The sequence below is a fragment of the Georgenia ruanii genome, from assembly GCF_009193175.1.
GTDB classification, from domain to species: domain Bacteria; phylum Actinomycetota; class Actinomycetes; order Actinomycetales; family Actinomycetaceae; genus Georgenia; species Georgenia ruanii.
The window spans coordinates 13,782-38,669 of the sequence record NZ_VUKE01000008.1; the positions used below are offsets into that span (position 1 = coordinate 13,782).

Consider the following 24,888-nt stretch of genomic DNA (forward strand, 5'->3'; position numbering starts at 1 on the left):
CACAGCACTCCGCCGCGCACCGGCCGGCGTGTCGTCGGCGTGTCGCCCGGTGCCCCCGGATCACACGTTCGACCAGGCGACGACGCCGCGGCGGACCAGGCCCATCGCCTCGTGCGCCCGCTGCGCCAGCCGGGCGCTCGGCGCGGCCGTGGCGAGCTGGTCGAGCACGTCGAGCACCTGCTTGCACCAGCGCACGAAGTCCCCGGCGCCGAGCTCGGCGGCGCGCAGCGCGTCCGCGAGCGGGGCGCCCGAGGCCCACAGGTGCACGGCCCCGACGAGGCCGAGGTCCACCGGCTCGGTGACCGGCAGGTGGTGCAGCCGCTCGAGCTCGGCCAGGCGGGAGCTGATCGCCGTCGTCTCCCCCAGCGCCTGCCCCACCCGACCGTGCCGCCCGCCCGGGATCGGACCGGGCCCGCGCTGCTCGGGGCTGCGGGCCTCGTAGACGGTGGTGGACACCACCGCGGCGAGTTCGGCCGGGCTCAGCTTGTCCCACACGCCCGCCCGCAGGCACTCGGCCAGCAGCAGGTCCTTCTCGGCGTACAGCCGGGCGAGCCAGCGCCCGTCCTCGGTGACCCGCCACGCCGGCGGCTGCGCGCCGCGCTCCCCCGGCTGCGCCGCGCCGGCGGTGCCCTCGGCGGCGCCGGCGGTGCCCTCGGCGGCGCCGGCGGGGCCGTCGGTCGCGCCGGCGGGGCCGTCGCCGAGGTAGCCCAGCTCGGCGAGCACGGCGCACACCCGGTCGAAGTCCTCGGCGATGGAGCCGGTGCGCCGCTGGATCTTGGCGAGCAGCTGGTCCTGCTCCTCCTTGGCCCGCTCCCACCGCTGCGCCCACCTGGCGTGGTCCTCCCGGTGCGAGCAGCCGTGGCAGGGGTGGGCGCGCAGCCGCTCGCGCAGCCGGGACAGCTCGGCGTCGCCGCCGTGGCCGCCCCCGCCGCGCCCGGGCCGGCCCGGCGCGTCCGCGAGGCGGCCCTCGCTCAGGGCGTTGCGCAGCGAGGAGGCCAGGTCGCGCCGCTGGGCCGGGTTGCGCGGGTTGAAGTTCTTGGGCACCCGGACGCTGCCGACGGCGCTGACCCCGTGCGGCAGCTCGGTGCTCGTCAAGGTGCGCACCTGCCGCTCGTCGGTGAGGACGCGCAGCTCGGGCCCGTCGAAGCCGCCGTCGAACGTCTCGAGCACGACGGCGTGGGCGGTGCGCCGCCCGCGGCTGTAGCCCACGACCGTGCCGCGGGGCAGCCCCTCCATCGATCGGCGCGCCTCGCGCCGGTGCGCCAGGGACCGCTCGCGGGACAGCGCCCCCTCGCGCTCCTTGATCTGGCGGCGCAGCTCGGCGTACTCGGTGAAGTCGCCCATGTGGCAGCGCATCTGCTCGGCGTACTGCGTCACCGCCTCGGCGTGCTTGCGGGCCTGGCGGGCCATGCCGACGACGCCGCGGTCGGCCTGGAACTGGGCGAAGGAGGTCTCCAGGACCTCGCGGGCCTGGTCGTAGGGCAGGGCGCCGAGGAGGTTGACCGCCATGTTGTAGGTGGGGTGGAACGCCGAGCGCAGCGGGTAGGTGCGCCGGGAGGCCAGCCCGGCGACGGCGACCGGGTCGATCTCGTCGGAGTACACGACGACGGCGTGCCCCTCGACGTCGATGCCGCGGCGCCCGGCCCGGCCGGTCAGCTGGGTGTACTCCCCCGGCGTGAGCTGGACGTGCGCGCTGCCGTTCCACTTCACCAGGGACTCGAGGACCACCGACCGGGCGGGCATGTTGATCCCCAGGGCGAGGGTCTCGGTGGCGTAGACGACCTTGACGTACCCGGCGGCGAAGAGCTGCTCGACGGTCTCCTTGAACACCGGCAGCAGACCGGCGTGGTGGGCGGCCACACCCCGCTTGAGCGCGTTGGCCCACGCCTCGAAGCCGAGCACGGCGAGGTCCTCGGGCGGCACGGCCGCGCACGAGGCCTCCACGACCTCCCGGATGGTGGCCGCCTCGGCCGCCGTCGTCAGGCGGATCCCGGCGGCCACGGTCTGCTGGACGGCGGCCTCGCAGCCGGCGCGGGAGAAGATGAAGACGATCGCGGGCAGCAGCGCCTCCCGGTCCAGCCGCTCGACCACCACCGGCCGGGGCGCCGGGCGCACCCGCCCGGGGAAGCGGGCCACCTCGCGGCCGCCGCCGCGGTGGTGGCGGCTGCCCCGCCCGCCGCGCTGGACGTTCTTGGGACCGCGGCCGGGCACGGCGCGGGCGCTGCCGGTGCGCCGGGCGCGGCGGATGGCCTCGAGCAGGTCGGGGTTGAGCGGGGGGTCGGCCCGCACGTCGGCGGGGTCCACGTGCGAGGAGTACAGGTCGTAGAGCCGGTTGCCCACCATCATGTGCTGCCACAGCGGCACCGGGCGCACCTCGGAGACGATGACCTCGGTGTTGCCGCGCACCATGGTCAGCCACTCGCCGAACTCCTCGGCGTTGGAGACGGTCGCGGACAGCGAGACGAGCTGGACGGCGGCGTCGAGGTGGATGATGACCTCCTCCCACACCGGCCCGCGGAACCGGTCGGCGAGGTAGTGCACCTCGTCCATGACCACGAAGCCGAGCCCGTCGAGGGTTGGCGAGGAGGCGTAGAGCATGTTGCGCAGCACCTCGGTCGTCATCACCACGACGGGGGCGCTGCCGTTGATGGTGGTGTCCCCGGTGAGCAGCCCGACGCTGGCCTTGCCGTGCACGGCGATCAGGTCGAGGTACTTCTGGTTGCTCAGCGCCTTGATGGGCGTGGTGTAGAAGGTCTTCCGGCCCGTGGCCAGGCCGAGGTGGACGGCGAACTCCCCCACCACCGTCTTGCCGGCGCCGGTGGGCGCGGCGACGAGGACGCCGTGCCCGGACTCCACCGCCTCGCACGCACGGACCTGGAAGTCGTCGAGCTCGAACTCGAGCCCCCGGCGGAACCGGCCCAGCTCGCTGTGCTCGGCCTGCCGGCGGCGCCGGGCGGCGGCGTACCGCTGCGCCGGCGAACGCGTGTCTTCTGCCGAGGAGGTCATGCCCCGAGCGTACGTGCCACCACCCTGACGGCGCCCGGATGCAGGTCGCACTGCAGCGGCAGGGTGTCCAGCCGCTCGCCGTCGGCGAACGCCACCGGCGGGGCGGCGCCGAAGCGGGCGGCCGGCTCGATGAGCACGCTGCGCGCGCGGTGCACCCGGATCGCCGGGTGGCGCACGTGCGTGCCGCGGTAGAGGCGGGGGAACACGGCGAGCAGCTCGGTGCGGGTCAGGCCGTCGGCGATGACGACGTCGAGCAGGCCGTCGTCGAGGGCGGCGTCCGGGGCGATGAGCAGGCCGCCGCCGAAGCTGCGGGTGTTGGCCACGGCGACGAGGGTGCCGGCGCCCTGCCAGACCTCCCCGTCCATCGTCACCCGGTAGCCGAAGGGCTCGAACGCGGCCAGCTCGACCATCAGGGCGCGCACGTACCGCGCGGCGCCGGCGGGCCAGGACATCTTGTTGGCGCGGTCGTTGACGGCGGCGTCGATGCCGCAGGAGAGCACCGCCATGTACCAGCGCTCGACCGGGCCGCCGGGGCGGGAGACGGCGACGGCGTCGAGCGCGCGCACCGTGGCCCGGCCGGGCGCGGCGCCGGCGGCGCCCCCGGCGGCGGGCAGGCCGGCGTCCGCGGCGGGCAGGCCGGCGGCACGGGCCGGGCCCGTCACCTCCCCCGGCGCCTCAGCGGCAGCGCCGGGCGGCTTGCCCAGCGCCTCGGCGATGAGCACGATCGCCGCGTCGACGTCGTGCACGGGCAGGTTCAGGTCGCGGGCGACGTCATTGCCCGAGCCGACGGCCACGATCCCGAGCGGCACACCGGTGCCGGCCACGACATTGACGCCGAGGTGGACCATGCCGTCCCCGCCGACGACCACCAGGGCGTCGAGGCCGCGCACCAGCCCGCTGCGGGCGCGGGCGGCGGCGCTCTCGGCGTCGGGCCCGGACAGGTCGATCGCCTCCAGGCCGGCGCGGGCCAGCCCGGTGGTGACCCGGGCGGCGACCTTCGCGCCCCGGCCCTTGCCCGAGGTCGGGTTGACGACGAGCCCGACCCGGCCGGTGCGCGCGCCGCCGGCGGCCGCGCTCACAGGTCGGTGGCGGCGTCGGCCGCGCGCCGCTTGGCGACCCGCCGGTCGCGCAGGAAGCTGATCCCCACCGCCCCGAAGTACAGGGTGCAGATCGGCGCCGCCATGGCGATCATCGACCAGGCGTCGGGCAGCGGGTTGGCGAAGGCGGCGAAGACGAACGCGCCGAGCACGGCCCAGCGCCAGGCCTTGAGGTAGGTGCGGCCCGAGACGATGCCGAGGAAGTTCAGCCCGACCATGATCACCGGCAGCAGGAACGCGCAGCCGAAGGCGAGGATCACGCGCATGAAGAAGCTGAAGTAGGTGCGCGCGTCCATGAGGTTCAGTGCCATGGACGGGGTGAAGGAGGTCAGCATCTCCACCGCGTGCGGCAGGATCCACCAGGCCATCGCGCCGCCGGCGACGAAGAGGACCGCGCCGGAGAGGATGAACGAGAGCGAGTAGACGCGCTCCATCCGGGTCAGGCCCGGGGTGACGAACATCCACAGCTGGCCGATCCACCACGGGCTGGCGATGAACAGCCCGAGGAAGATCGAGACCTGGATCTTCAGGTCGAACGCGGAGCCGACGGTGCCGAAGTTCAGCGCCGCCTCGCCGCCGCGCTCGGTGATGACGTTCAGCGGGGCGGTCATCGCGCCGAGCAGCGGGTCGTACAGCAGCCAGCCGGCGACGGCCCCGACGATGATGCCGAGGGCGGCCCACATGATGCGTCTGCGCAGCTCGCGCAGGTGGTCGCCCAGGGGCATCCGCCCCTCGGGGTCCTTCTTGCGGGAGCGTGCGCGAGCCTTCGCGCTCACCCGTCAGTGCTGGGGCGTGGGGCCCTGCCCCGGCTGGGGCGGGTTCTGCCCGGCCTGGGGGTCCTGGGCCGGCGGGTACGGCGCCGCCTGGGCGGGCGGGTAGGGCGTGCCCTGGGCGGGTGGGTAGGGCCCGGTCTGCGGGGCGCCCGACGGCGGGACCTGGCTGCCCGGGTAGGGCGGGTAGGCGGTCTGCGGGGGCTGGCCGCCGGTGGCGGTGTAGGAGGAGGACGTGTCGTCGTCCTCACGCAGCTCCTTGACCTCCTTCTTGAACACCTTGAGCGACTGGCCGACGCTCTTCGCGATGTCGGGGAGCTTGGAGGCTCCGAAGATCAGCAGGATCACCAGCAGCAGGATGATGATGTGCGAGGGCTGGAGGCCGTTACGGAACATCGTCGGACACACTTCCGTTCGTGGGCGGGGCTAGGCCCTACCCTACCCGCCGCCGGTCCCGCCCCTGAGCACGCCTCGGCCGCGTCGTGACGCCGTTATCGGGCCGTCACGGGCCCGTCACCGGGGGGACGGCGGGCGGCCACCCGGCATTCACTCTCGCGCCGCGAGGGGCGCGGGCTCGGCGGGGGTGACGGGGCGGTCCGTCAGGCCGTGGGCGTGCCACCGGGCGCCGGCGCGGGCCAGGCGGGCGCGGCGTCGTCGGCCCCGCTCGTCGGCGATGCGGGCCCGGGCGGCCACCGCGGCGGCGAGCGTGGCCCGGTCCCCGGTCGCGCCGGGCACGTGCGGGGCCACGGGGGCGGGCTCGCCGGGGTCGAGGCGGGCGGTGAGCTCCCCGGCGGCCGCGGCCTCGCGGCCCAGGGCCTTGGCCTGGCGCCACAGCCGCAGCAGGAGCAGGGCGCCGGTGCCGAGGGCGCCGAGCGCGAGGACGATCCAGACGAGCCACCACATGGCCGTCAGGATAGGTGCTGGTACGCCCCCAGGGCCGCGCGGGCGCGCGCGGCCACCTCGTGGGCGAGCTCGGGCGGCTCGACGGCGCGCAGCGCCTCGCCGAGGGAGAGCAGCAGGTTGCTCAGCCAGGCCGGGTCGCCGGCCAGGAGCCGGACGCGCAGGCCGCCGTCGGGCAGGTCGGTGACCTCCTCGACGGGGGTGGCCTCGGCCACCCACCGCGCCTGCGGGGCGAGCTCGAGGGTGACCGGGCGTCCGCCCTCCCACGGCTCGTCGCCGTCCATGTCGGGGTGCGCCGCCGCCGGCACGTCGAGGACGGCGAGGTCGAGGATCCGGTCGAGCCGGAAGGTGCGCGCCCCGTGGGCCCGGTGGCACCAGGCGCGCAGCGACCAGGTGGTGCCGTCCGAGCGCAGCTCGACGGGATCGACGTCCCGCTCGGTGACGACGTCGGCGGCGGAGACGTAGCGCAGGTGCAGCCGGCGGCCCTCCTCCAGCGCCCCGCGGACGGTGGCGAGGACGGCGGGCGGGACCTCCGCGCGCACCCGGACCTGCACGGCGGCGGCCTGCTCGGCCGCGCCGCCGGTGGCGGCGGTGAGCTTGGCGACGGCGGAGTCCAGGGCCCCCGGCTCCCCCGCCACGCCCGCGCCGGCGAGCTCGCGCAGGGAGCGCAGCGCCACGAGCAGCGACAGCGCCTCGGCGGTGCTCAGCCGCAGGGGGCGATCCATGCCGCGGGCATCGGTCAGGGTCAGCTCGCCGTGGTCCAGCGCCTCGGCGGAGAAGTCGATGAGGTCGTCGGGGAGGTATCCCGGCGTGCCGGCCACCCACAGCAGGTTGACGTCGGCGAGCACCTGGGCCTCGGTGGTCCTGAAGTGGGCGGCGACCTCGGGCACCGGGGCGCCGGGGTGGTCGTGCAGGTAGGTCACCAGGGCGAGCAGCCGGGTGACCCGGTCGGCGGTGGTCTCAGCCACGGCGCTCCCCTCCCCCGTCCAGGGCGGCGACGGCGCGCAGCCGGCGCAGCACCGCCTCGCGCAGCTCCGGCGGGTCGAGCACGAGGACGGTCTCGGCGTAGGTGGCGACCTCCTCGGAGAAGACCTCGAGGTCGGCGTAGGGCACCGCGAGGACGTCGCGGTCGGTGAGGGCCCCATCCGCGTGGTCCGGGGGCGGGGTCGGCGTGCCGCGGGCGCGCAGGGCCGCCGCGCGGCCCGGCAGCACGGCGAGGCGTGCCCTGCCTGCGCGGGGCCGGGCCCGCTCGAGCAGCGCCTCGACGTCGACGTCGGCCGGCACGGCGAACGCGCGGGTCGGGCCGGTGGCGCGGACCTTGCCGGCGATCCGGGACAGGCGGAAGGCGCGCGGCGCCTGCCGGTCGCGGTCGAGGCCCACGAGGTACCAGCCGCGGTCGCGGCTGAGGATGCGCCACGGCTCGACGGTGCGGCGGGCCACCTGCCCGGTGCTCGCGGCCCGGTAGGTGAAGGTCACCGCCCGGCGCGCGTCGATGGCCTCTAGCAGCGGCGCGAAGGCCGCCTCGGGGCCGCGCACCCGCAGCGCCAGGCCGGCGTGGGCGTCCGGCTCGGGGGCCGGGCCGACGGCGCGGAGCTTGGTCATGCCGCGGCGGGCGAAGGAGCGCAGCGAGGCGTCCTGCCACAGCTCGGCCGCCAGCGACAGGACGCCGACCTCCTCGGCGGTGAACGCCACCGGCGGCAGGGAGTAGCCCGCGGTGTCGATCCGGTAGCCGACGTCGTCCTCGTGCACCGGGTCGTGCTCGACGACGAGGGGGACGCCCATCTCGCGCAGCAGGTCCTTGTCGCGCTCGAACATCCGCTCGAAGGACTCCTCGCTGGCGGCGTCGGCGTAGCCGTGCACGCGCTCGCGGATCTGCCGCTTGGTCATCCAGCGCTGGGTGTGCGTCAGCGCGATCACCAGGTCGAGCAGCCGTTCGGCCGCCTCCACGCGCTGAGCCACGGGCCCACGCTACCGGCAGTGGCGCCGCGGTCCGGCACCGGGTGTGCCGCCACGCGCCAGATCCGGTCCGATGCCGTCCGGCGGGCCGGTGCGCCGGGCGCCGGGGCCCGGCCGCAGCCGCAGCCGCAGCCGCAGCCGCAGCCGCAGCCGCAGCCGACCGGCCTACACCGTCGCGCGCAGGCCCCGCAGCGCGACCGCGGTGGCCACGGCCGCCTGGGCGGCCTCGGCGCCCTTGTCCTCGGCCGAGCCGGGCAGGCCCGCCCGGTCCAGGGCCTGCTGCTCGTCGTCGGTCGTGAGCACCCCGAACCCCACCGGCACGCCGGTGCGCACGGCCACGTCGGTGAGCCCCGCCGTCGCCGCCTGGCAGACGTAGTCGAAGTGCGGCGTGCCGCCGCGGATGACGACCCCGAGCGCGACCACCGCGTCGGCGCCGGCCCGGGCGGCCACGGCGGCGGCCACCGGCAGCTCGAACGAGCCGGGCACGCGGACCACGGTGGGCTCGACGTGCGCGGCCTCCAGGGCGCGGGCCGCGCCGGCCAGCAGCCCGTCCATCACCCGGGTGTGCCACTGCGCGGCGACGACGACGACCCGCAGGTCCCTCCCGTCGACCTCCAGCGTGGGTGCTCCGGCTCCGCTCATCGCTCCTCCTTCTCTCCTGTGCCGTCCTCGTCCAGGCTCGGCAGGTGGTGGCCCATCGCCGTCTTCTTCGTCGCGAGGTAGTCGAGGTTGTGCGGGCCGAGGCCCGCCTCGAGGCCGACGACCTCCGCCACCCGCACGCCGGCGGCTGCGAGGGCGGCGACCTTGTCGGGGTTGTTGGTCAGCAACCGGACCTCGGCCAGGCCGAGGTCGGCCAGGATCGCGGCCGCGGCGCCGTACTCGCGCCGGTCCGCCGGCCAGCCCAGGGCGAGGTTGGCCGCGACGGTGTCGAGGCCCGTGTCCTGCAGGGCATAGGCGTCGATCTTGTGCAGCAGGCCGATGCCGCGGCCCTCGTGACCGCCGAGGTACACCACCGCCCCGCCCTCGTGGGCGACGCGGTCCAGCGCGGTGCGCAGCTGCGGGCCGCAGTCGCACCGCAGCGAGCCGAGGGCGTCGCCGGTCAGGCACTCGGAGTGCACCCGGACGAGCGGGACGGGCGAGCCGGTTGCCCCGCCGCCAGGCCGCGGGGGCGCCCCTCCGGGCGCCGCGGCCACGAGCGCCAGGTGCTCGGCGCCGGTGCGCAGGTCCCGGTAGCCGTGGACGGCGAAGGGGCCCGCCGCCGTCGGGAGCGTGGCGGTGCCGGTGCGCCGGACCCGGGCGGTGGCGTTCGCCGCCGGGGCCGCAACCCGCTCCCGCTCGCGCCGGTGCGCGACGAGGTCCGCCACGCTGAGCAGCACCAGCCCGTCCCGCGCGGCGAGCCGGGCGGCGCCGGGCAGGCGGAGCATCTCGCCGTCGTCGGCGACCAGCTCGGCGATGGCACCCACCTCCCCCTCGCCGGCCAGCCGGACGAGGTCGACGGCGGCCTCGGTGTGCCCGCCACGCTCGAGCACGCCGCCGGGCACCGCCCGCAGCGGCAGCACGTGCCCGGGGCGGAGGAGGTCGGCGGGGCCGGACGCGGGATCGGCGAGCGTGCGGAGCGTGGTGGCGCGGTCGGCGGCGGAGATGCCGGTGGTCACGCCCCGGGCGGCATCGACCGCGACGGCGTACGCCGTGCCCCGGGGATCCTCGGAGCGTCGCACCATCGGCGGCAGGTCGAGGGCGTCGGCGCGGGCGGCGGGCATCGGGGCGCACAGGTAGCCCGAGGTGTGACGCACGGTCCAGGCCAGCCACGCCGCGCTCGCGGTGCGCGCCGCCAGGACGACGTCGACCTCGTTCTCCCGCGCCGCGTCGTCGGCGACCAGCACCGGGCGGCCCTGCCGCAGGGCGGCGAGCGCCGCGCCGACGCGCGCCTCGCGGGCCGCGCGGCCGGCGGGCAGCGCGGCGGGGCCGCCGGGGTTGGCGCCCCGGGCCGGGGGTGCGGGTCGGGGCTGGCCCTGCGCCGGCGGGGCCGGTCGGGGGTGCGCCGTGGCCGGGGCGCTGGCCCGCCCCGTCATCGCGCCGCTCCCGAGGTGGCGAGGAGGCGCTCGACGTACTTCGCCACGACGTCGACCTCGAGGTTGACCGCGCTGCCGGGCGCCAGCGCGCCCAGCGTGGTCGCCGCGAGGGTGGTCGGGATGAGCGAGACCCCGAAGGCGTCATCGCTCACGTGGGTGACCGTGAGGGACACGCCCTCGATGGCGATCGAGCCCTTCTGCGCGACGTAGCGCGCCAGCGCGGGCGGCAGGCCGATCTCGAGGTCGTCCCACCGCGGCCCCGGGGTGCGCGACAGCACGGTGCCGACGCCGTCGACGTGCCCCTGGACGATGTGTCCGCCGAGGCGGGTGTGCGGGGCGACCGCGCGCTCGAGGTTGACCGGTGCGCCGGGGGCGAGGCGGCCCAGGGTGGTGCGGTCGAGCGTCTCAGGCATGACGTCGGCGACGAAGCCGTCGGGGCGAGGTGTGGTCACGGTGAGGCAGACGCCGGCGACGGCGACCGAGTCGCCCGGGGCGAGGTCGGCGGTGACGGTGCTGGCGGCCAGGGTGAGCAGGACGGCGCCGTCGACCTCACGGCGCTCGCGGACCGTGCCCACCTCCTCGACGAGTCCGGTGAACATCAGGCAGCTCCTTGGGTGGTGGGGTGCGGGGACGTGGCGGTGCGGGCCCGCGCGGTGGCGCGCCGGCTCGTGGTGGGGTCGGCCGGCGCGGTGGCGCGCCGGTTCGTGGTGGGGTCTCCCGGCGTGGTGGGCCGGGCGGCGGTGGCGACGAGCAGGAGGTCGGGGCCGAGCTGCTCGGTGCGGCGGGTCCGCCAGCGGGCGGCGTCGGCGATGGTTGTGATGCCCAGGTCGCCGACCGCGCCGGGGCCGGCGCCGAGGAGGACCGGCGCGACGTAGGCGTGCAGCTCGTCGACCAGCCCGCGGCGCAGCGCCGCGCTGAGCAGGGCGGGGCCGCCCTCGAGCAGTACCCGGCGCAGGCCGCGGCGGTCCAGCTCGGCGAGGACGGCGCCGAGGTCGTGGGTGCGCAGGTGCAGCCACTCCCCCGGGCCGCTGCGGACCCGGGCCGTGTCCGGCACGTCCCGGTGGCCGATCACGACCCGGACGGGCTGGTGCGGTGCCGGCCTGCCGTCGGGGCCCCGGGCGGTCAGGGCCGGGTCGTCGGCGAGGACGGTGCCGGTGCCCACGACGATGGCATCGACGCCCGCGCGCACCACATGGGCGTGCGCCCGGGCGTCCGGGCCGGTGATCCACCGGCTGGTGCCGTCCGCGGCGGCCACCCGCCCGTCCAGCGACGTGGCAGTCTTGCCGATCAGCCACGGCCGGCCCCGGCGCACCGCCGTCGTCCACGGGTGGAGCAGCTCGTGCGCGCGGTCGACGAGCGCGGGGTCGAGGCCGGCGCGCGCGGCGTCCAGAGTGGTCACGCCGTGGGCAGCGAGCCAGGCCGCGCCGCCCGCCGCGACCGGGTGCGGGTCGGCGACGGCGTAGATCACCGCGGCGACGCCCGCCTCGTCCAGGGCGGCCGCGCACGGGGGCGTGTGCCCGGTGTGCCGGCACGGTTCGAGGGTGACCACGGCGACCGCCCCGGTGAGGCGATGACGGCTCGCGGCGGGCACGGCGGCCAACGCGGCCGCCTCGGCGTGCGCGGTGCCGGCGCCGCGGTGCCAGCCCTCGGCGAGCGGCCCGCCGGCGGTGTCGAGGATGACGCAGCCCACCCGCGGGTTGCCGCCCGCGAGCGGTCCGTGTTCGGCGAGGTCGAGCGCCCGGGCGAGGGCGGCGTCGAGAAGCCTGCGCTCCATCGGTCTCCTTCCTGGTCGGCACGGCGACCGGGAAGAAGGGGTGCACAGGTATGGCCCCGCGGCGCACGGACGATGACGTCCGCGGCCGGTGGCCACGTGCTGCCTCCCATCCGGACTTTCACCGTCGGTCCTGGAGTTCCACCAGGTCAACCGCTCGTCCTTGCGGACTCGCGGGTCGCGGACTGTCACCGCCGGTTCGGAATTACACCGACCCCGGAGCACGTGCTCTGCGGCGATGGTGGCACGCGCGGCCGGGACGGGACAAGGGTGGTCCACGAGGTGGTCCGTGGCGGCGCCGGCGTCCACAGGGTGGTCCACGAGGTGGTCCGTGGCGGCGCCGCAGTCCGTGTCGTGGCCGTCGCGACGGCCACCGGCCCCCGTCGTCCGCCGGGTAGCCAGGGCGCGCCGCCTCTACGCTGGCGACGGCGCGGTCCCGCGCCGGGAGGAAGAAGGAGGCCGGAGTGGACCTGCCCGTCATGCCGCCGGTGGCGCCGATGCTCGCCAAGGCGGTCAAGGCCGTGCCGGAGGGTGAGTACCTGTACGAGCCGAAGTGGGACGGCTTCCGCGCGATCATCTTCCGCGACGGCGACGAGGTGGAGATCGGCAGCCGCAACGAGCGGCCGTTCACCCGCTACTTCCCCGAGGTGGTGGCCGCTGCCAAGGCCGAGCTGCCCGAGCGGTGCGTCGTGGACGGGGAGATCGTCATCGTCACCGGCGCCCGGCTCGACTTCGAGGCGCTGCTCAACCGCATCCACCCCGCCGCCTCCCGGGTGCGGCTGCTGGCCGAGCAGACGCCGGCCAGCTTCGTCGCCTTCGACCTGCTGGCCCTGGGCGAGCGGGACCTGCGCGGGGCGCCGATGACCGAGCGGCGCGCCGCCCTCGAGGAGGCGCTCGCCGGCGCCCGGCCGCCCGTGCACGTCACCCGGGCCACCCGCTCCCTGGACACCGCCCGCGACTGGCTCGACGTGTTCGAGGGCGCCGGGCTGGACGGCGTGGTGAGCAAGCCGCTCGACGGCACCTACCGGCCCGACGTCCGCGCCATGCTCAAGACCAAGCACGAGCGCACCGCCGACTGCGTCGTCGCCGGGTTCCGCTGGCACAAGAACGGTCCCGTCATCGGCTCCCTGCTGCTCGGGCTGTACGACGACGGCGGCCGGCTGCAGCACGTGGGGGTGGTGGCGTCCTTCCCGATGAAGCGGCGCGCCGAGCTCGTCGAGGAGCTGGCGCCGCTGCGGATGGAGGACGCGGCCGGGCACCCCTGGCAGGAATGGGCGGAGGCCGAGGCGCACGAGGGCGCCCGGCTCCCGGGCGCGCAGAGCCGGTGGAACGCCGGCAAGGACCTGTCGTGGGTGCCGCTGCGGCCCGAGCGCGTGGTCGAGGTGGCCTACGACCACATGGAGGGCACCCGGTTCCGGCACACGGCGCAGTTCCGCCGCTGGCGCCCGGACCGCGAGCCCGCGTCGTGCACCTTCGAGCAGATCGAGGTGCCGGTGCGCTACGACCTGGCCGACGTGCTCGACTGACGGGCGCCGGCTCTCCCGCCGGTGGAGGCGACCAGCTCTCCCTCGGCGCCCTGCCGTCCTCGGCGTCCCGCCCGGCGGGCGATGGGGGGCCGCTCACTCCCCGGCGGCGTCGTCCTCCCCCGCGGCGGCGTCGCGCCGGGCCCGGCTGGGCTGCACCCGCCGCGGCTCGCCGGGCATCTTCGGGTACTCCGGCGGGTAGGGCAGGTCGCCGTGCCCCGCGCGCTCGTCGCGCTCGAACCACTCCAGCAGCGGGGTGAGGTCGTGCGCGACGTCGTCGATCGCGGCGTGCAGGTCGCCGCGCTCGGCGAAGCGGGCCGGCATGGTGAGCACGGTGAGCTCGCGGGGGTCGACGTCGGGCAGCTCGTCCCATGTCACAGGGGCCGAGACCGGGGCGTGCGGCAGGGGGCGGACGCTGTAGGCGCTGGCGATGGTGCGGTCGCGCGCGTTCTGGTTGTAGTCGACGAAGATCTGCTCCCCGCGCTCCTCCTTCCACCACTTCGTCGTCACCTTGCCCGGCAGGCGCCGCTCGAGCTCGCGGCCGAAGGCGATGGCGGCGTGGCGCACGTCGGTGAACGTCCACCGCGGCTCGATCCGGACGTAGATGTGCACGCCGCGGTTGCCGGAGGTCTTGGGGAAGCCGACCCAGCCGAGCTCGTCGAGCAGGGCGTGGGCCTCGTGGGCGACGGCGACGGCGTGGCCGAAGTCGGTGCCGGGCTGGGGATCGAGGTCGATGCGCAGCTCGTCGGGGTGGTCGACGTCGGTGCGGCGCACCGGCCAGGGGTGGAAGGTGATCGTGCCGAGGTTGGCGGCCCAGGCGATCGCGGCGAGGTCGGTGGGGCACAGCTCGTCGGCGGTGCGGCCGCTGGGGAAGGTGATGGTGGTGGTGGGGATCCAGTCCGGCGCGGAGTCGGGGATGCGCTTCTGGTAGAAGGCGTCGCCGCGCGGGTCGGCGCGGGTGGCCCGCTTGACGCCCTCGCGCACGCCGCCGGGCCAGCGCTCGAGGGTGACGGGCCGCTCGCGCAGCGCCCGCAGGATGCCCTCCCCCACGCTGACGTAGTACTCGACGAGCTGGCGCTTGGTGAGGCCCGGCTCGGCGAAGTACACCTTGTCCGGGTTGGTCACCTTCACCTGGCGTCCGGCCACGTCCAGCTCGATCGAGGGCGTCTTCGTGGGCGACATGGCCGCACGCTATCGCGCCGGGTGGCGTCCGGCCCGGCGGATGGGTGGCGGGCCGGGCCTGCAGGTGCCGCCCCACCCGCCGGGTACGGTGACCGGCGTGATGATGTGGCGTGACGGCGTGGTGCGGGGACTCGGGCGGGCGTGGGACGGGGCGGTCGAGCTCGACGTCGAGATCCGGGGCGGCGCACCGTCGGGCGCCTCCGCGGGAACGCCTGCCACGCCGTCGGGAGGCCCCACGGAAACGCTCACCACGCCGTCGGGCGCTCCCGCGGAAGCGCTCACCACGCCGTCGGGCGCCCCCGCGGAAGCGCCTGCTCCGCTGGGCGCCGGCAGCCGGGTCCGCGCGCTGGCCTACCCCGAGCTGGTCGGCGTGCCCGCGCCGGGCGACCGGGTGACCCTGACCACCGCGGCGCTCGCCCGCGGCCTGGGGACCGGCGGCTACGCCATGGTCGTCGCGCTGCCCGACCGGCTGCCGGCCGACCCGCCGCCCGCACCGGGCCACCTCGTCAAGGCGCGCTACACGCCGCTGCAGACCATGCTGCTGGGCGCCGACGAGCAGGAGTCGGCCCACCACGAGGTGCTGCGCGACGCCGACGACCTGGGTGGCATGCCCGTGGTCGTGGCCGACCTGCACTCGGCGCTGCCCGCGGTCGTCGCCGGGCTCCGCACGGTGTCGCCCGCGCTGCGCGTGGCCTATGTGATGACCGACGGCGGCGCGCTGCCGGCGTGGTTCTCCCGCACGCTGGCCGCTCTGCGGGAGGCCGGCTGGCTGGCCGGGTCGGTGACGGTGGGCCAGGCCTTCGGCGGCGACTTGGAGGCCGTGAGCCTGCACTCCGGCCTGCTCGCCGCCCGGCTGGTGCTCGGCGCCGACGTCGCGATCGTCGCGCAGGGGCCCGGCAACCTCGGCACCGGCACCCGGTGGGGCTTCTCCGGCACGGTCTGCGGGGACGCGGTCAACGCCATCGCCACGCTCGGCGGGGCGCCGGTGGCCTCGCTGCGCGTGTCCGGCGCCGACCCGCGGGACCGGCACCGGGGGGTGTCGCACCACTCCCTCACGGCCTACGGGCGGGTCGCGCTCGCGGCCGCGGATGTCGTGGTGCCGCGCTTCGACGCCGGCACCGACCTCGAGGCCGCGCTGCCGCCGGGCCTGACCGAGCGGGTCCGCGCGCAGGCGGCCACGCTCGCCGCCCCGGACGGGCGACACCGGCTGGTGGAGGTCTCCACCGCCGGCCTGGCCGACGGCCTCGCGGCCGCGCCGGTGCGGCTGTCCACCATGGGTCGCGGCCTGGACGAGGACCCGGCCGCCTTCCTTGCGGCCGGCGTCGCCGGCGTGCACGCCGCCCGCCTCGCCCGACCCGCGCACGCTCAGGCGTCACACGCCCGGTGACGCGGCACGCCTGACGGCGTGCTGGTGGCCCCGACACCCGTGACCGAAGAGAAAGTCCGGGGTGGGCGAGTTCTCGTGGTCGTCATGTCCGTACGTGCTTTTCGGTCAAGCGCGGCGCGGCGCACGACGGCTGGCGCCTCGCGCCCAAGGGAAGAACCGCGCTAGGGCTGCGGCTCGTGCAGGGCGACCAGCGTCGCCAGGCGGCGCGACTCCTCGACCGCGCGGGCGCCGTCGGCCCGTTGGATCGCCATCACGGCGAGCGTGTCGCCGTCGGAGAGGTCCAGCTGCACCCACGGGCTCCCCGCCCCGAACGTCACGCCCACGATCTCGGCCCACTCCACCGAGCGCGTGTAGATGAAGTTGCGCACCGTCAGGCCCTGCTCGCCGGGCACCGCGCGGACCGCCCCCTGCCGCCACAGCAGCCACAGCACGCCCAGCGCGAACACCGCGGTCCCCACCTCGTCGGCGGGACCGAAGGTGACGCCCGGCATCTGCGGCACGAGCACCATGATGAGCACGGCGCCGACGGCGGTGAGCACCCCTAGGACGAAGGAGACCCTGCGGGCCGCCCGGGGGCGGAAGGGCCGGTGGAGCTCCTCAGCAGTGGTCACGTCAGAGGCGGCAGGCGTGGATCGAGGTCACCAGGATGGCCCGGGCGCCGACGTCGTACAGCTCGTCCATGACCTGATTCGTCGACTCCTTGCGCACCATCGCCCGCACCGCCACCCACTCGCCGTTCTGCAGTGGCGAGACGGTGGGCGACTCCAGCCCGGGGGTGATGCGCATGGCGTCGTCCATGTGGGCGACCGGCACGTCGTAGTCCATGAGCACGTACTGGCGGGCCACGAGCACCCCGTGCAGCCGGCGGTCGAGGATGTGCACCCCCGGCGCCGCCTCCCGGTCGGCCGGGCGGATGAGCACCGCCTCGGACTGCAGGATCGGCTCGCCGAAGGTCTCGAGCCCGGCGGCGCGCAGCGTGGTCCCGGTCTCGACGACGTCGGCCACGAGGTCGGCCACGCCCAGCTGGACGGAGGATTCCACGGCGCCGTCGAGGTGGACCACCGTGGCGTCGACCCCCCGCGCGGCGAGGTAGTCGGCCACGAGCACGTCGTAGCTGGTGGCCACCCGCTTGCCGTGCACCTGCTCGAGGGAGGTGATCCGCCCGGTGGGCGCGGCGAAGCGGAAGGTGGAGCGGGCGAAGCCGAGGGGGCGGTGCTCGACGGCCTCCGCGTGGGAGTCCAGGAGCAGGTCACGCCCGGTGATGCCGGCGTCGACGGTGCCGGCGCCGACATAGACGGCGATGTCCCGCGGGCGCAGGAAGAAGAACTCCACGTCGTTGGCGGGATCGGCGAGGACCAGCTCGCGGCTGTTGCGCAGCGAGCGGTAGCCCGCCTCGGCGAGCATCTGGGCGGCGGGCTCGGACAGGGAGCCCTTGTTGGGGACGGCGATGCGCAGCACGGTGCTCTTTCGGGTCGGGGCTCAGAGGTGGCGGTAGACGTCGTCGAGCGTGAGCCCGCGAGCGATCATCATGACCTGCAGGTGGTAGAGGAGCTGGCTGATCTCCTCGGCGGCGGCCTCGTCGCTCTCGTGCTCGGCGGCCATCCACACCTCCGCCGCCTCCTCGACCACCTTCTTGCCGATGGCATGGATGCCCGCATCCAGCTCCGCGACGGTCCCGGACCCCTCGGGACGGGTGGCTGCCTTGTGCTGCAGCTCGGCGAAGAGCTGGTCGAAGGATTTCACGGCCCTCACCTTAGTTGGTGGCGCCGGTCAGGAACTCCTGCGTCCAGGCCTGGGCCGGGTCGACCTGCCCCTGGAGCAGCTTGCGGTCGGCCATGAACGTGGCCATCGCGGCCCAGGTGTCGCCGTTCTGGGCGCCGGGTGTGCCGCCCGCCTCGTACAGCGGGATGGTCGCCTCGAGGGTGGACAGGGCGGCCTTCTGCCGGTCCGGACGGGCCAGGTCCGGCACGTACGCGGCCGAGGTCTTCACGGCCGCCTCGGGGTCGGCGGCGACGTCCTTCACCCCGCGCAGGGTCGCCTCGACGACCGCCCGGACGTCCTCCGGTCGGTCGGCGGCGGTCGCGTCGAGCACGCCGAGCCCGATCCCGACGAGGGGCAGGCCGCTCGGCCCGTCGGGGATCTCGATGGTGCGCACCTTCATGCCGGCGGTGGCGAAGTTCACCGCGTCGTTGTTGACGAAGCCCATGACGGCGTCGACGTGCCCGGCGGTCAGCGCCGCCTGCTGGGTGAAGCCGATGTGCTGGACCTCCACGTCGCCCTCGGTCAGCCCCGCGGCGTCGAGCATCGCGAGCAGGCCGAAGTAGGTCTCCCCGAACGGGCCGGGGATGCCGATCTTCTTGCCCCGCAGGTCGGCCGCGCTCTGGATCGGCGAGTCCTCGGGGACGATGAGCACCACCGGGTAGTGCTGGTAGAGCGTGGCGACGTCCTTGAGCGGCACCCCCTGGGAGCGGGCCTGGAGCATCTCGTCGCCGCCGGCCACGACGACGTCCTCCTCCCCCGCGCCCACCGCGGTGAACAGCCCCTCGCTCTGGCCGTGGTGGCGCAGCGTGACGTCCACGCCGGCGTCCGCGTAGTAGCCCTTCTCCGCCGCGACGTAGAAGGGGGCGAACTGGATGTCCGGCACGTAGGTCAGGCCTACCGTCATGTGGTCCTTGCCCGCCGAGGACCCGGTCGCGCCCGACGGCGACGCACCCGTCTTGGACGGGCCGGCGCAGGCGGCGAGCAGCAGGCCGGCCGCAACGGCTCCGGCGGCGAGGGCGCGACGGGTGAAGGTCATCGAAAAACTCCTGATCGTGGGGTGGGGCGGGTCTAGGACGGCAGGTGGGTGGGCAGGTGGGTGGGCCGGCGCCGGTGCTCAGCGGCGGGCGAGGCGACGTTCGACGGCGGTGAGCAGCCCGTAGATCGTCATCGCCAGCGCGCACAGCACCACGAGGGCCGCGAACAGGCCGGTGGTGTCGGCGGACTGGCCGTGGATGGACAGCAAGGTGCCCAGCCCGTTGCCGCCCATGACGAACTCGCCGACCACCGCGCCCGTGACGGAGAGGGTGAAGCCGTTGCGCACGCCGGTCAGCACGCTGGGCAGCGCCAGCGGTCCGGCGATGTGCCGCAGCAGCTGCCAGCGGCCGGCGCCGTCGAGCCGGGCGGCGTCGACGACGTCACGGTCCAGGGTCCGCAGGCCGTGCACGGTGGCCAGGAGGATCGGGAAGAAGACGAGCAGCGCGCACAGGACCGTGATGGGGACCAGCCCGTAGCCCACCCAGATGACCAGCAACGGCGCGATGGCGACGGCGGGGATGGCCTGGGAGGCGGCGATGTACGGGGACAGGGCGGCGTCGGCCACGCGGCTGCGGAAGACGAGGTAGCCCAGCGGCAGCGCGACGACGGCCCCGAGGGCGCAGCCGGCCGCGGCCTCGGTGAGGGTGGGGCGCACGTAGGTGAGCAGCCCGCCACCGGTGAGGTCCTCCCACAGCCGCTGGGCGATCGCGGAGGGCGCGGGCAGGAAGAACGGGTCGATCGTGCCGGCCGCGGTGGCGCCCTGCCACAGGGCGAGCACGACCACGCCGAGGCCGAGGGCCGCCGCCCAGGGCCGCGCGAGCGGGTCGGCGGGACGACGACGACGCGGCCCCTGCGGCGATCCCGCGACGGCGGGCCCCCCGGCGTTCGCGGGCGGGGCTGCCGCGCCCACGCTCGGGGCGCGCGGCGTCGTCCGCGCGGCACCTGGGGCCTGCGTGCTCATCTGCGTCCTCCCGGTCCGGTTCACGTGGACCGGGGACGACGGACCGGTCGACGGCGGAGCCGTCGCCCGAGCCTCGGCACGCACCAGGTGCGCACCGCGTGCTTCCTCCCATCCGGACTTTCACCGTCGGTCCTGGAGTTCCACCAGGTCAACCGGCACCCGAGGGTGCGCGGCTCGCGGACTGTCACCGCCGGTTCGGACTTACACCGACCCCGGAGCACGTGCTTGCTACGCGGGCATCGTACCCCGACGCCCGCGTGCCCCGCGCAGACGCGCCGTGCGCTGCCTGTCGGCCCCTCGGGCACGGGTGGGCGCCGGACGGTAATGCCGGCGCCCCGCCGCCTTCAGCGTGGTGCGGGGCAACAGTTGGATAACGGACCGCGCCGTGCTTGACGTGTGACGGAGGTCCCTCTTAGGTTCTGCATGCGAACCACAGTTCCACATGAGAACAACCGGATCGACGACGATCGGCCGGGTCCAGCAGCACCGTCGACGCAGGACCCGCTCCGAGGGTCACACCCCCGGCCCTGACGTGCCCGCTTCACCGACGAGACGACACGCCCCACACCGTACGACCAGCCCGACATCGCACCCCGCAGAACCGCCGAAGACATCAGCACCGCCGCCCGTCGGCGCCCGCGGACACCCCCGCGGACGCACCTCGCGCGGCGGCTGCCGCGACACGCCCGGGAGCGCCCGGGGTGGCGGCGGCTCGCCCCCGCCCTCGCTCCTCTTCCCTCTGACAGAAGGACGAATCCATGAGAACCCGACGCCTTCCCCTCACGCTGGCCCTGGCCGGCGCGCTCATGCTCACCGCGGCCTGCGGTGGCGGCTCCGGCGACGGCGCCAGCCCCTCCGCCGGAGCGAGCGGCAGCGGCGCCTCGGGCGAGATGACCTCCATCAAGGTCGGCGTGCTGCCCATCGTCGACACGGCGGCGATCTGGCTCGGCAAGGACAAGGGCATCTTCGAGCAGCACGGCCTGGACGTCACCCTCGAGGTAGCCCAGGGTGGCGCGGCCGTGGTGCCCGCCGTCGTCGCCGGGGAGTACCAGTTCGGCTTCTCCAACGTCACTTCCCTCATCGTCGCGGCGAGCAAGGGGCTGCCGCTTCAGATCGTGGCGCCGGGCAACTTCTCCACTGGCGACACCAAGGCCGACATCGGCGCGGTCGTCACGAAGTCCGACTCCGGCATCACCTCCCCCGCCGATCTGGCCGGCAAGACCGTCGCCGTCAACACGCTGAACAACATCGGCACCGTGACCGTCAGCGAGGTCGTCGAGCAGGCCGGAGGCGACCCGTCCACCATCAAGTTCGTCGAGATGGGCTTCCCGGACATGCCCGCCGCCCTCTCCAGCGGGCGGGTCGACGCCGCGTGGGTCCTCGAGCCCTTCCTCACCATCGCGAAGAACCAGGGCGCCACGGTCGTGACCTCCAACTTCGCCGAGGTCGACCCCAAGATGCAGATCGCGGCGTACTTCACCACCAAGCAGTACGCCCAGACGGAGCCGGACACCACCAAGGCGTTCACCGACGCCATGACGGAGTCCCTCGACTACGCCGAGGCCCACCCGGACGAGGCCCGCGCCATCCTCAGCACCTACACCGAGATCGACCCCGAGGTGCAGAAGGCGATGACCATGCCGAAGTTCTCCAGCCAGACCAACACCGACAGCCTCCAGCAGATGGCCGACCTGGCCCTTAAGTACAAGGTCGTCGACAAGAAGGTCGACACCGCGGAGCTGCTGCCGTGAGTGCCGTGACCGCTGCTCCCGCGACCCGGGCGGCGGCCCCCGCCCGGCGGCGTCCGCGCCGCCGGGGCGGCAAGGCCCTGCTCGGCCTGGCGGGCATCCTCACGGTGGTGGTGCTCATCCAGCTGCTGCCGAGCCTGGGGGTGGTGGACCCGCGGTTCCTGCCGCCCTTCTCGGAGATGTTCACCGCCCTGGTCGAGCGGGTGCAGACGCCGGAGTTCTGGACGGCGTTCCGCCAGACGCTGACCACGTGGGCCCTCGGCCTGGCCATCGCGATGGTGGCCGGGGTGGTCGCGGGCATCGTGATCGGCTCGGTGCCGTTCCTGCGCGAGGCGACCGCCTCGACGATCGAGTTCCTCCGGCCGATCCCGTCGGTGGCGCTGATCCCGCTGGCGGTGCTGCTCTACGGCACCGGCATGCAGGCCACGCTGCTGCTGGTGGTCTACGCCTCGTTCTGGCAGGTGCTGGTCCAGGTGCTCTACGGCGTCCAGGACGTCGACCCGGTCGCGCGGGACACCGCGCGTTCCTACCGCTTCCGCGCCCTGACCCAGGCGCGCACGGTGACCTGGCCGACGGCGCTGCCCTACGTCGTCACCGGCTTCCGGCTGGCGGCCACGGTGGCGCTGATCCTGACCATCACCGGCGAGCTGATCATCGGCACCCCCGGGCTGGGCAAGCTGCTCGCCGTGGCCCAGCAGTCCGGCGCGGTGGCCTCGATGTACGCCCTGGTCATCGTCACCGGCCTGCTCGGCGTCGCGGTGAACCTCTTCGCCCGCCTCGTCGAGCGGCGCATCCTGCGCTGGCACCCCTCCGTCCGTCGGGAGACCGCCTCATGACCGCCACCCCCGCTGCGACCCCCGCCACGGCCGCCCCGCGCCGCCGCCGCGGCAGCTCCCTGCTGCGCCGGGTCCTCATGGCCCTCGGCCTGCCGGTCATCCTGCTCGCCATCTGGTGGGTGGCCTCGGCCGGCTCGGAGAGCTTCTTCTTCCCACCGCTGCGCGAGATTCTTGCCACCTTCCCCGCCACCTGGTTCGAGGGCCGGATCACCGCCGAGGTGCTCCCGTCCCTCATGCGCCTGGTCATGGGCTACCTCATCGCCCTGGTCCTCGGGGTGGGGATGGGCACCGCGATCGGCCTGTCCCCGCGGCTGCGGGCCTTCGCCGAGCCGGCGCTGGAGTTCTTCCGGGCGATCCCGCCGCCGGTGATGATCCCGATCATCATGCTGTTCCTGGGCATCTTCACCACCATGAAGGTCTTCGTCATCGCCACCGGGGCGGTGTGGCCGATCCTGCTCAACACCGTCGAGGGGGTGCGCGGGGTCGACGACGTCCTGCGCGACACCTCCAGCGTGTACCGGCTGCGCCCGGCGACGAAGCTGCGCACCCTGGTGCTGCGCGGGGCCTCCCCGCAGATCGTCACCGGCGCCCGCCAGGCGCTGTCCATCGCGATCATCCTGATGGTCATCTCCGAGATGTTCGCCGCGTCCAACGGGCTCGGCTTCACCATCGTGCAGTTCCAGCGGTCCTTCGCGATCCCCGAGATGTGGACCGGCATCATCCTGCTCGGCCTCGTCGGCGTCGTCCTGTCCCTGATCTTCCGCGCCATCGAGCGCCCCGTGCTGGCCTGGTACACGGGCCTGCGCCAGTCCCAGCGAGGAGGCAACTGATGTCTACCGCCAACCGTCCCGCCCCCGGGTCCACCATGCTCGCCGTCGCCGGGCTGAGGAAGGTCTACGAGTCCGCCACCGGCTCCACCGAGGCCATCCGCGACCTGACCTTCCAGGTCCGCGCCGGGGAGATGGTCTGCATCGTCGGCCCCTCCGGCGCCGGCAAGACCACCCTGCTGCGGTGCATCTCCGGCCTGCTCCCGCCCACCTCGGGCACCGTCTCGCTGGAGGGGCAGAAGGTCTCCGGCCCACCCAAGGGCATGGCCGTGGTCTTCCAGGAGTACGCCCGCTCCCTCTTTCCCTGGCTCACCGTCGAGCAGAACGTCGAGCTGCCGCTGAAGGAGAAGGGCATCGGCAGGGCCGAGCGGCGCCGCCTGGTCGACAACGCCCTGGAGGCGGTCGGCCTGGCCGACGTGCCCAGGTCCTACCCCTGGCAGCTCTCCGGCGGCATGCAGCAGCGCGTGGCCATCGCCCGCGCGGTGGCCTACGAGCCGCACATCCTCCTCATGGACGAGCCCTTCGCCGCCGTCGACGCCCAGACCCGCGCCGACCTCGAGGACCTCGTGCGGGCCCTGTGGCACCGTCTCGGGGTGACCGTGCTGTTCGTCACCCACGACATCGACGAGTCGATCTACCTCGGCCAGCGCGTCCTCGTCCTCTCCGGGCGCCCGACCGTCATCCTCGAGGACGTCGCCGTCGACCTGCCCGACGAGCGCGACCAGCTCACCACCCGCAACGACCCCGAGTTCGCCCGGCTGCGCGCCCACGTCTACGACCTGGTGCAGAAGGCCAAGCGCGGCTACCGGCCCGGCGACGAGGACTCCGTGCTCGCCGCGGACGTGCAGGGGGCGGGCCGCTCGGCGGTGACGCCGTGACGCCCGGGCCGGTCGAGGAGCGCACCCAGGTCGTCGTCGTCGGCGCCGGCCCGGCGGGGCTGCTGCTGACCCACCTGCTGCACCGGGAGGGCATCGCGACCATCCTGGTCGAGGCCCGCGACCGGGAGTACGTCCAGGCCCGCGTGCGGGCCGGCGTCATCGAGCACGGCGCGGCCGACATCCTGCGCCGCGCCGGCGTCGGGGAGCGGATGGACCGCGAGGGCCTGGTGCACGAGGGCATCGAGCTGCGCTTCGACGGCGTGGGCCATCGCATCCCCATGACCGAGCTGACTGGGCGGCACATCACCGTGTACGGCCAGCAGGAGGTGGTCCACGACCTGGCCGAGCGGCGCCTGGCCGACGGCGGGGACGTGCGCTTCGCCTGCGGGCCGGCGGCGATCCACGACATCGACTCCGCCGAGCCGTCGGTGACCTACACCGTCGACGGCGTGGAGCACCGGATCGTCGCGGACTTCGTCGTCGCCTGCGACGGCGCGCACGGCGCCGGGCGCCCGGCCATGGGCGAGGCCGTCACGCCGTACGAGAAGGTATACCCCTTCGGGTGGCTGGGCATCCTGGCCCACGCCGCACCGCGCATCCACGAGCTCATCTACGCCAATCACCCCCGCGGGTTCGCGCTGTACTCGATGCGCTCGCCCAGCGTGACGCGGCTGTACCTGCAGGTGCCGTCCACCGACCGGCTCGAGGACTGGCCGGACGAGCGGATCTGGGAGGAGCTCGCGCTGCGGTTCAGCCTCGACGGCGAGCCGTGGGAGCCGACCCAGGGCGAGATCTTCGAGCGGTCCATCGCGCCGCTGCGCAGCTACGTCGGCGAGCCGATGCAGCGCGGGCGGCTCTTCCTGGCCGGCGACGCCGCACACACGGTCCCCCCGACGGGCGCCAAGGGCATGAACCTGGCAATCCGCGACGTCGACCTCCTCGCCCGGGCGCTGACCGTGCAGTTCCGCACGGGCAACGAGGAGGCGCTGCGGCGGTACACCGAGGAGGCCTTGCGCTCGGTGTGGCGGGCGGAGTACTTCTCGTGGTGGATGACGACGATGCTGCACCGGTTCGACGGCGACACCCCGTTCGACCGGCGGGTGCAGACCGCGCAGCTGCGCAGCGTCGCCTCCTCGCGGGCACACGCGACCGCACTGGCAGAGAACTACGTGGGATGA

The 24,888-nt window shown here is 75.1% G+C and carries 24 protein-coding genes and 2 riboswitches; of the genes, 7 read left to right on the plus strand and 17 right to left on the minus strand.

What is annotated here, in order from left to right; translation table 11 throughout:
- Positions 1 to 60 precede the first annotated feature (60 nt).
- From GD880_RS09340 to ribD, 11 genes are all read right to left on the minus strand, one after another.
- On the minus strand, positions 61 to 3,006 hold the full coding sequence (locus GD880_RS09340; protein ID WP_152231365.1) for a DEAD/DEAH box helicase: 2,946 nt from the start codon (positions 3,004 to 3,006) through the stop codon (positions 61 to 63).
- Positions 3,003 to 4,085 (minus strand): diacylglycerol/lipid kinase family protein, encoded by a 1,083-nt coding sequence (locus GD880_RS09345; protein ID WP_152231366.1) that lies wholly within the window; start codon positions 4,083 to 4,085, stop codon positions 3,003 to 3,005. The genes GD880_RS09340 and GD880_RS09345 overlap by 4 nt, the downstream gene beginning before the upstream one ends.
- Complete coding sequence (gene tatC, locus GD880_RS09350) at positions 4,082 to 4,879, minus strand: twin-arginine translocase subunit TatC (RefSeq protein WP_226909517.1); 798 nt, start codon at positions 4,877 to 4,879, stop codon at positions 4,082 to 4,084. The genes GD880_RS09345 and tatC overlap by 4 nt, the downstream gene beginning before the upstream one ends.
- 3 nt (positions 4,880 to 4,882) lie before the next feature.
- The gene (tatA, locus tag GD880_RS09355) at positions 4,883 to 5,269 is read right to left on the minus strand and encodes a Sec-independent protein translocase subunit TatA (RefSeq protein WP_152231367.1); all 387 of its coding nucleotides are present in this window, start codon (positions 5,267 to 5,269) and stop codon (positions 4,883 to 4,885) included.
- Positions 5,270 to 5,419: 150 nt separating this feature from the next.
- Entirely contained in the window at positions 5,420 to 5,776 is a 357-nt protein-coding gene (locus tag GD880_RS09360) for a hypothetical protein (RefSeq protein ID WP_152231368.1), read from the minus strand.
- Positions 5,777 to 5,781: 5 nt separating this feature from the next.
- A complete protein-coding gene (locus tag GD880_RS09365) occupies positions 5,782 to 6,741 on the minus strand; it encodes a helix-turn-helix transcriptional regulator (protein WP_152231369.1) in 960 nt (319 codons plus the stop codon).
- Positions 6,734 to 7,732: a helix-turn-helix transcriptional regulator gene (locus GD880_RS09370; RefSeq protein WP_226909518.1), complete on the minus strand. Its 999-nt coding sequence runs from the start codon at positions 7,730 to 7,732 to the stop codon at positions 6,734 to 6,736. The genes GD880_RS09365 and GD880_RS09370 overlap by 8 nt, the downstream gene beginning before the upstream one ends.
- Positions 7,733 to 7,894: 162 nt before the next feature.
- Positions 7,895 to 8,371, minus strand: coding sequence for a 6,7-dimethyl-8-ribityllumazine synthase (ribH, locus tag GD880_RS09375; protein ID WP_152231370.1), 477 nt, complete (start codon positions 8,369 to 8,371; stop codon positions 7,895 to 7,897).
- Positions 8,368 to 9,801 (minus strand): 3,4-dihydroxy-2-butanone-4-phosphate synthase, encoded by a 1,434-nt coding sequence (ribB, locus tag GD880_RS09380; protein ID WP_152231371.1) that lies wholly within the window; start codon positions 9,799 to 9,801, stop codon positions 8,368 to 8,370. The genes ribH and ribB overlap by 4 nt, the downstream gene beginning before the upstream one ends.
- Positions 9,798 to 10,400: a riboflavin synthase gene (locus GD880_RS09385; RefSeq protein ID WP_152231372.1), complete on the minus strand. Its 603-nt coding sequence runs from the start codon at positions 10,398 to 10,400 to the stop codon at positions 9,798 to 9,800. Before GD880_RS09385 ends, ribB begins: the two co-directional genes overlap by 4 nt.
- The gene (ribD, locus tag GD880_RS09390) at positions 10,400 to 11,575 is read right to left on the minus strand and encodes a bifunctional diaminohydroxyphosphoribosylaminopyrimidine deaminase/5-amino-6-(5-phosphoribosylamino)uracil reductase RibD (protein ID WP_152231373.1); all 1,176 of its coding nucleotides are present in this window, start codon (positions 11,573 to 11,575) and stop codon (positions 10,400 to 10,402) included. The genes GD880_RS09385 and ribD overlap by 1 nt, the downstream gene beginning before the upstream one ends.
- Before the next feature lie 92 nt (positions 11,576 to 11,667).
- Positions 11,668 to 11,801, minus strand: a riboswitch (FMN riboswitch).
- A 235-nt stretch (positions 11,802 to 12,036) separates the two neighbouring features.
- On the opposite strand from ribD, the gene GD880_RS09395 reads away from it, so the two are divergent.
- Positions 12,037 to 13,098, plus strand: a complete 1,062-nt coding sequence (locus GD880_RS09395; protein ID WP_152231374.1) for an ATP-dependent DNA ligase — start codon at positions 12,037 to 12,039, stop codon at positions 13,096 to 13,098.
- A 93-nt stretch (positions 13,099 to 13,191) separates the two neighbouring features.
- On the opposite strand, the gene ligD is transcribed toward GD880_RS09395, so the two are convergent.
- Entirely contained in the window at positions 13,192 to 14,277 is a 1,086-nt protein-coding gene (gene ligD, locus GD880_RS09400) for a non-homologous end-joining DNA ligase (RefSeq protein ID WP_152231375.1), read from the minus strand.
- A 97-nt stretch (positions 14,278 to 14,374) separates the two neighbouring features.
- Here ligD and GD880_RS09405 point away from each other — a divergent pair, with 97 nt between their 5' ends.
- Entirely contained in the window at positions 14,375 to 15,664 is a 1,290-nt protein-coding gene (locus GD880_RS09405) for a DUF3866 family protein (protein WP_226909519.1), read from the plus strand.
- Positions 15,665 to 15,825: 161 nt separating this feature from the next.
- On the opposite strand, the gene GD880_RS09410 is transcribed toward GD880_RS09405, so the two are convergent.
- From GD880_RS09410 to GD880_RS09430, 5 genes are all read right to left on the minus strand, one after another.
- Entirely contained in the window at positions 15,826 to 16,275 is a 450-nt protein-coding gene (locus GD880_RS09410) for a PH domain-containing protein (RefSeq protein ID WP_226909520.1), read from the minus strand.
- Position 16,276: 1 nt separating this feature from the next.
- Entirely contained in the window at positions 16,277 to 17,122 is an 846-nt protein-coding gene (hisG, locus tag GD880_RS09415; RefSeq protein WP_152231376.1) for an ATP phosphoribosyltransferase, read from the minus strand.
- 21 nt (positions 17,123 to 17,143) lie between these two features.
- Complete coding sequence (locus GD880_RS09420) at positions 17,144 to 17,407, minus strand: phosphoribosyl-ATP diphosphatase (RefSeq protein ID WP_152204567.1); 264 nt, start codon at positions 17,405 to 17,407, stop codon at positions 17,144 to 17,146.
- Between the two features lie 10 nt (positions 17,408 to 17,417).
- Positions 17,418 to 18,461, minus strand: a complete 1,044-nt coding sequence (locus tag GD880_RS09425; protein WP_152231377.1) for an ABC transporter substrate-binding protein — start codon at positions 18,459 to 18,461, stop codon at positions 17,418 to 17,420.
- A 78-nt stretch (positions 18,462 to 18,539) separates the two neighbouring features.
- Positions 18,540 to 19,421 carry an ABC transporter permease gene (locus tag GD880_RS09430; protein WP_152231378.1) on the minus strand — a complete coding sequence of 294 codons (882 nt, stop codon included), beginning with the start codon at positions 19,419 to 19,421 and terminating at the stop codon, positions 18,540 to 18,542.
- Positions 19,422 to 19,516: 95 nt separating this feature from the next.
- Positions 19,517 to 19,645: riboswitch (FMN riboswitch) on the minus strand.
- A gap of 534 nt (positions 19,646 to 20,179) precedes the next feature.
- Here GD880_RS09430 and GD880_RS09435 point away from each other — a divergent pair.
- From GD880_RS09435 to GD880_RS09455, 5 genes are read left to right on the plus strand one after another with little or no spacing between them, the layout of a single operon-like run.
- Positions 20,180 to 21,172, plus strand: coding sequence for an ABC transporter substrate-binding protein (locus GD880_RS09435; protein ID WP_152231379.1), 993 nt, complete (start codon positions 20,180 to 20,182; stop codon positions 21,170 to 21,172).
- A 5-nt stretch (positions 21,173 to 21,177) separates the two neighbouring features.
- On the plus strand, positions 21,178 to 22,005 hold the full coding sequence (locus GD880_RS09440) for an ABC transporter permease (RefSeq protein WP_152231380.1): 828 nt from the start codon (positions 21,178 to 21,180) through the stop codon (positions 22,003 to 22,005).
- Positions 22,002 to 22,835, plus strand: coding sequence for an ABC transporter permease (locus tag GD880_RS09445; RefSeq protein WP_152231381.1), 834 nt, complete (start codon positions 22,002 to 22,004; stop codon positions 22,833 to 22,835). The genes GD880_RS09440 and GD880_RS09445 overlap by 4 nt, the downstream gene beginning before the upstream one ends.
- Complete coding sequence (locus tag GD880_RS09450; RefSeq protein ID WP_226909522.1) at positions 22,835 to 23,710, plus strand: ABC transporter ATP-binding protein; 876 nt, start codon at positions 22,835 to 22,837, stop codon at positions 23,708 to 23,710. The genes GD880_RS09445 and GD880_RS09450 overlap by 1 nt, the downstream gene beginning before the upstream one ends.
- Entirely contained in the window at positions 23,707 to 24,888 is a 1,182-nt protein-coding gene (locus tag GD880_RS09455; RefSeq protein ID WP_152231382.1) for a 4-hydroxybenzoate 3-monooxygenase, read from the plus strand. Before GD880_RS09450 ends, GD880_RS09455 begins: the two co-directional genes overlap by 4 nt.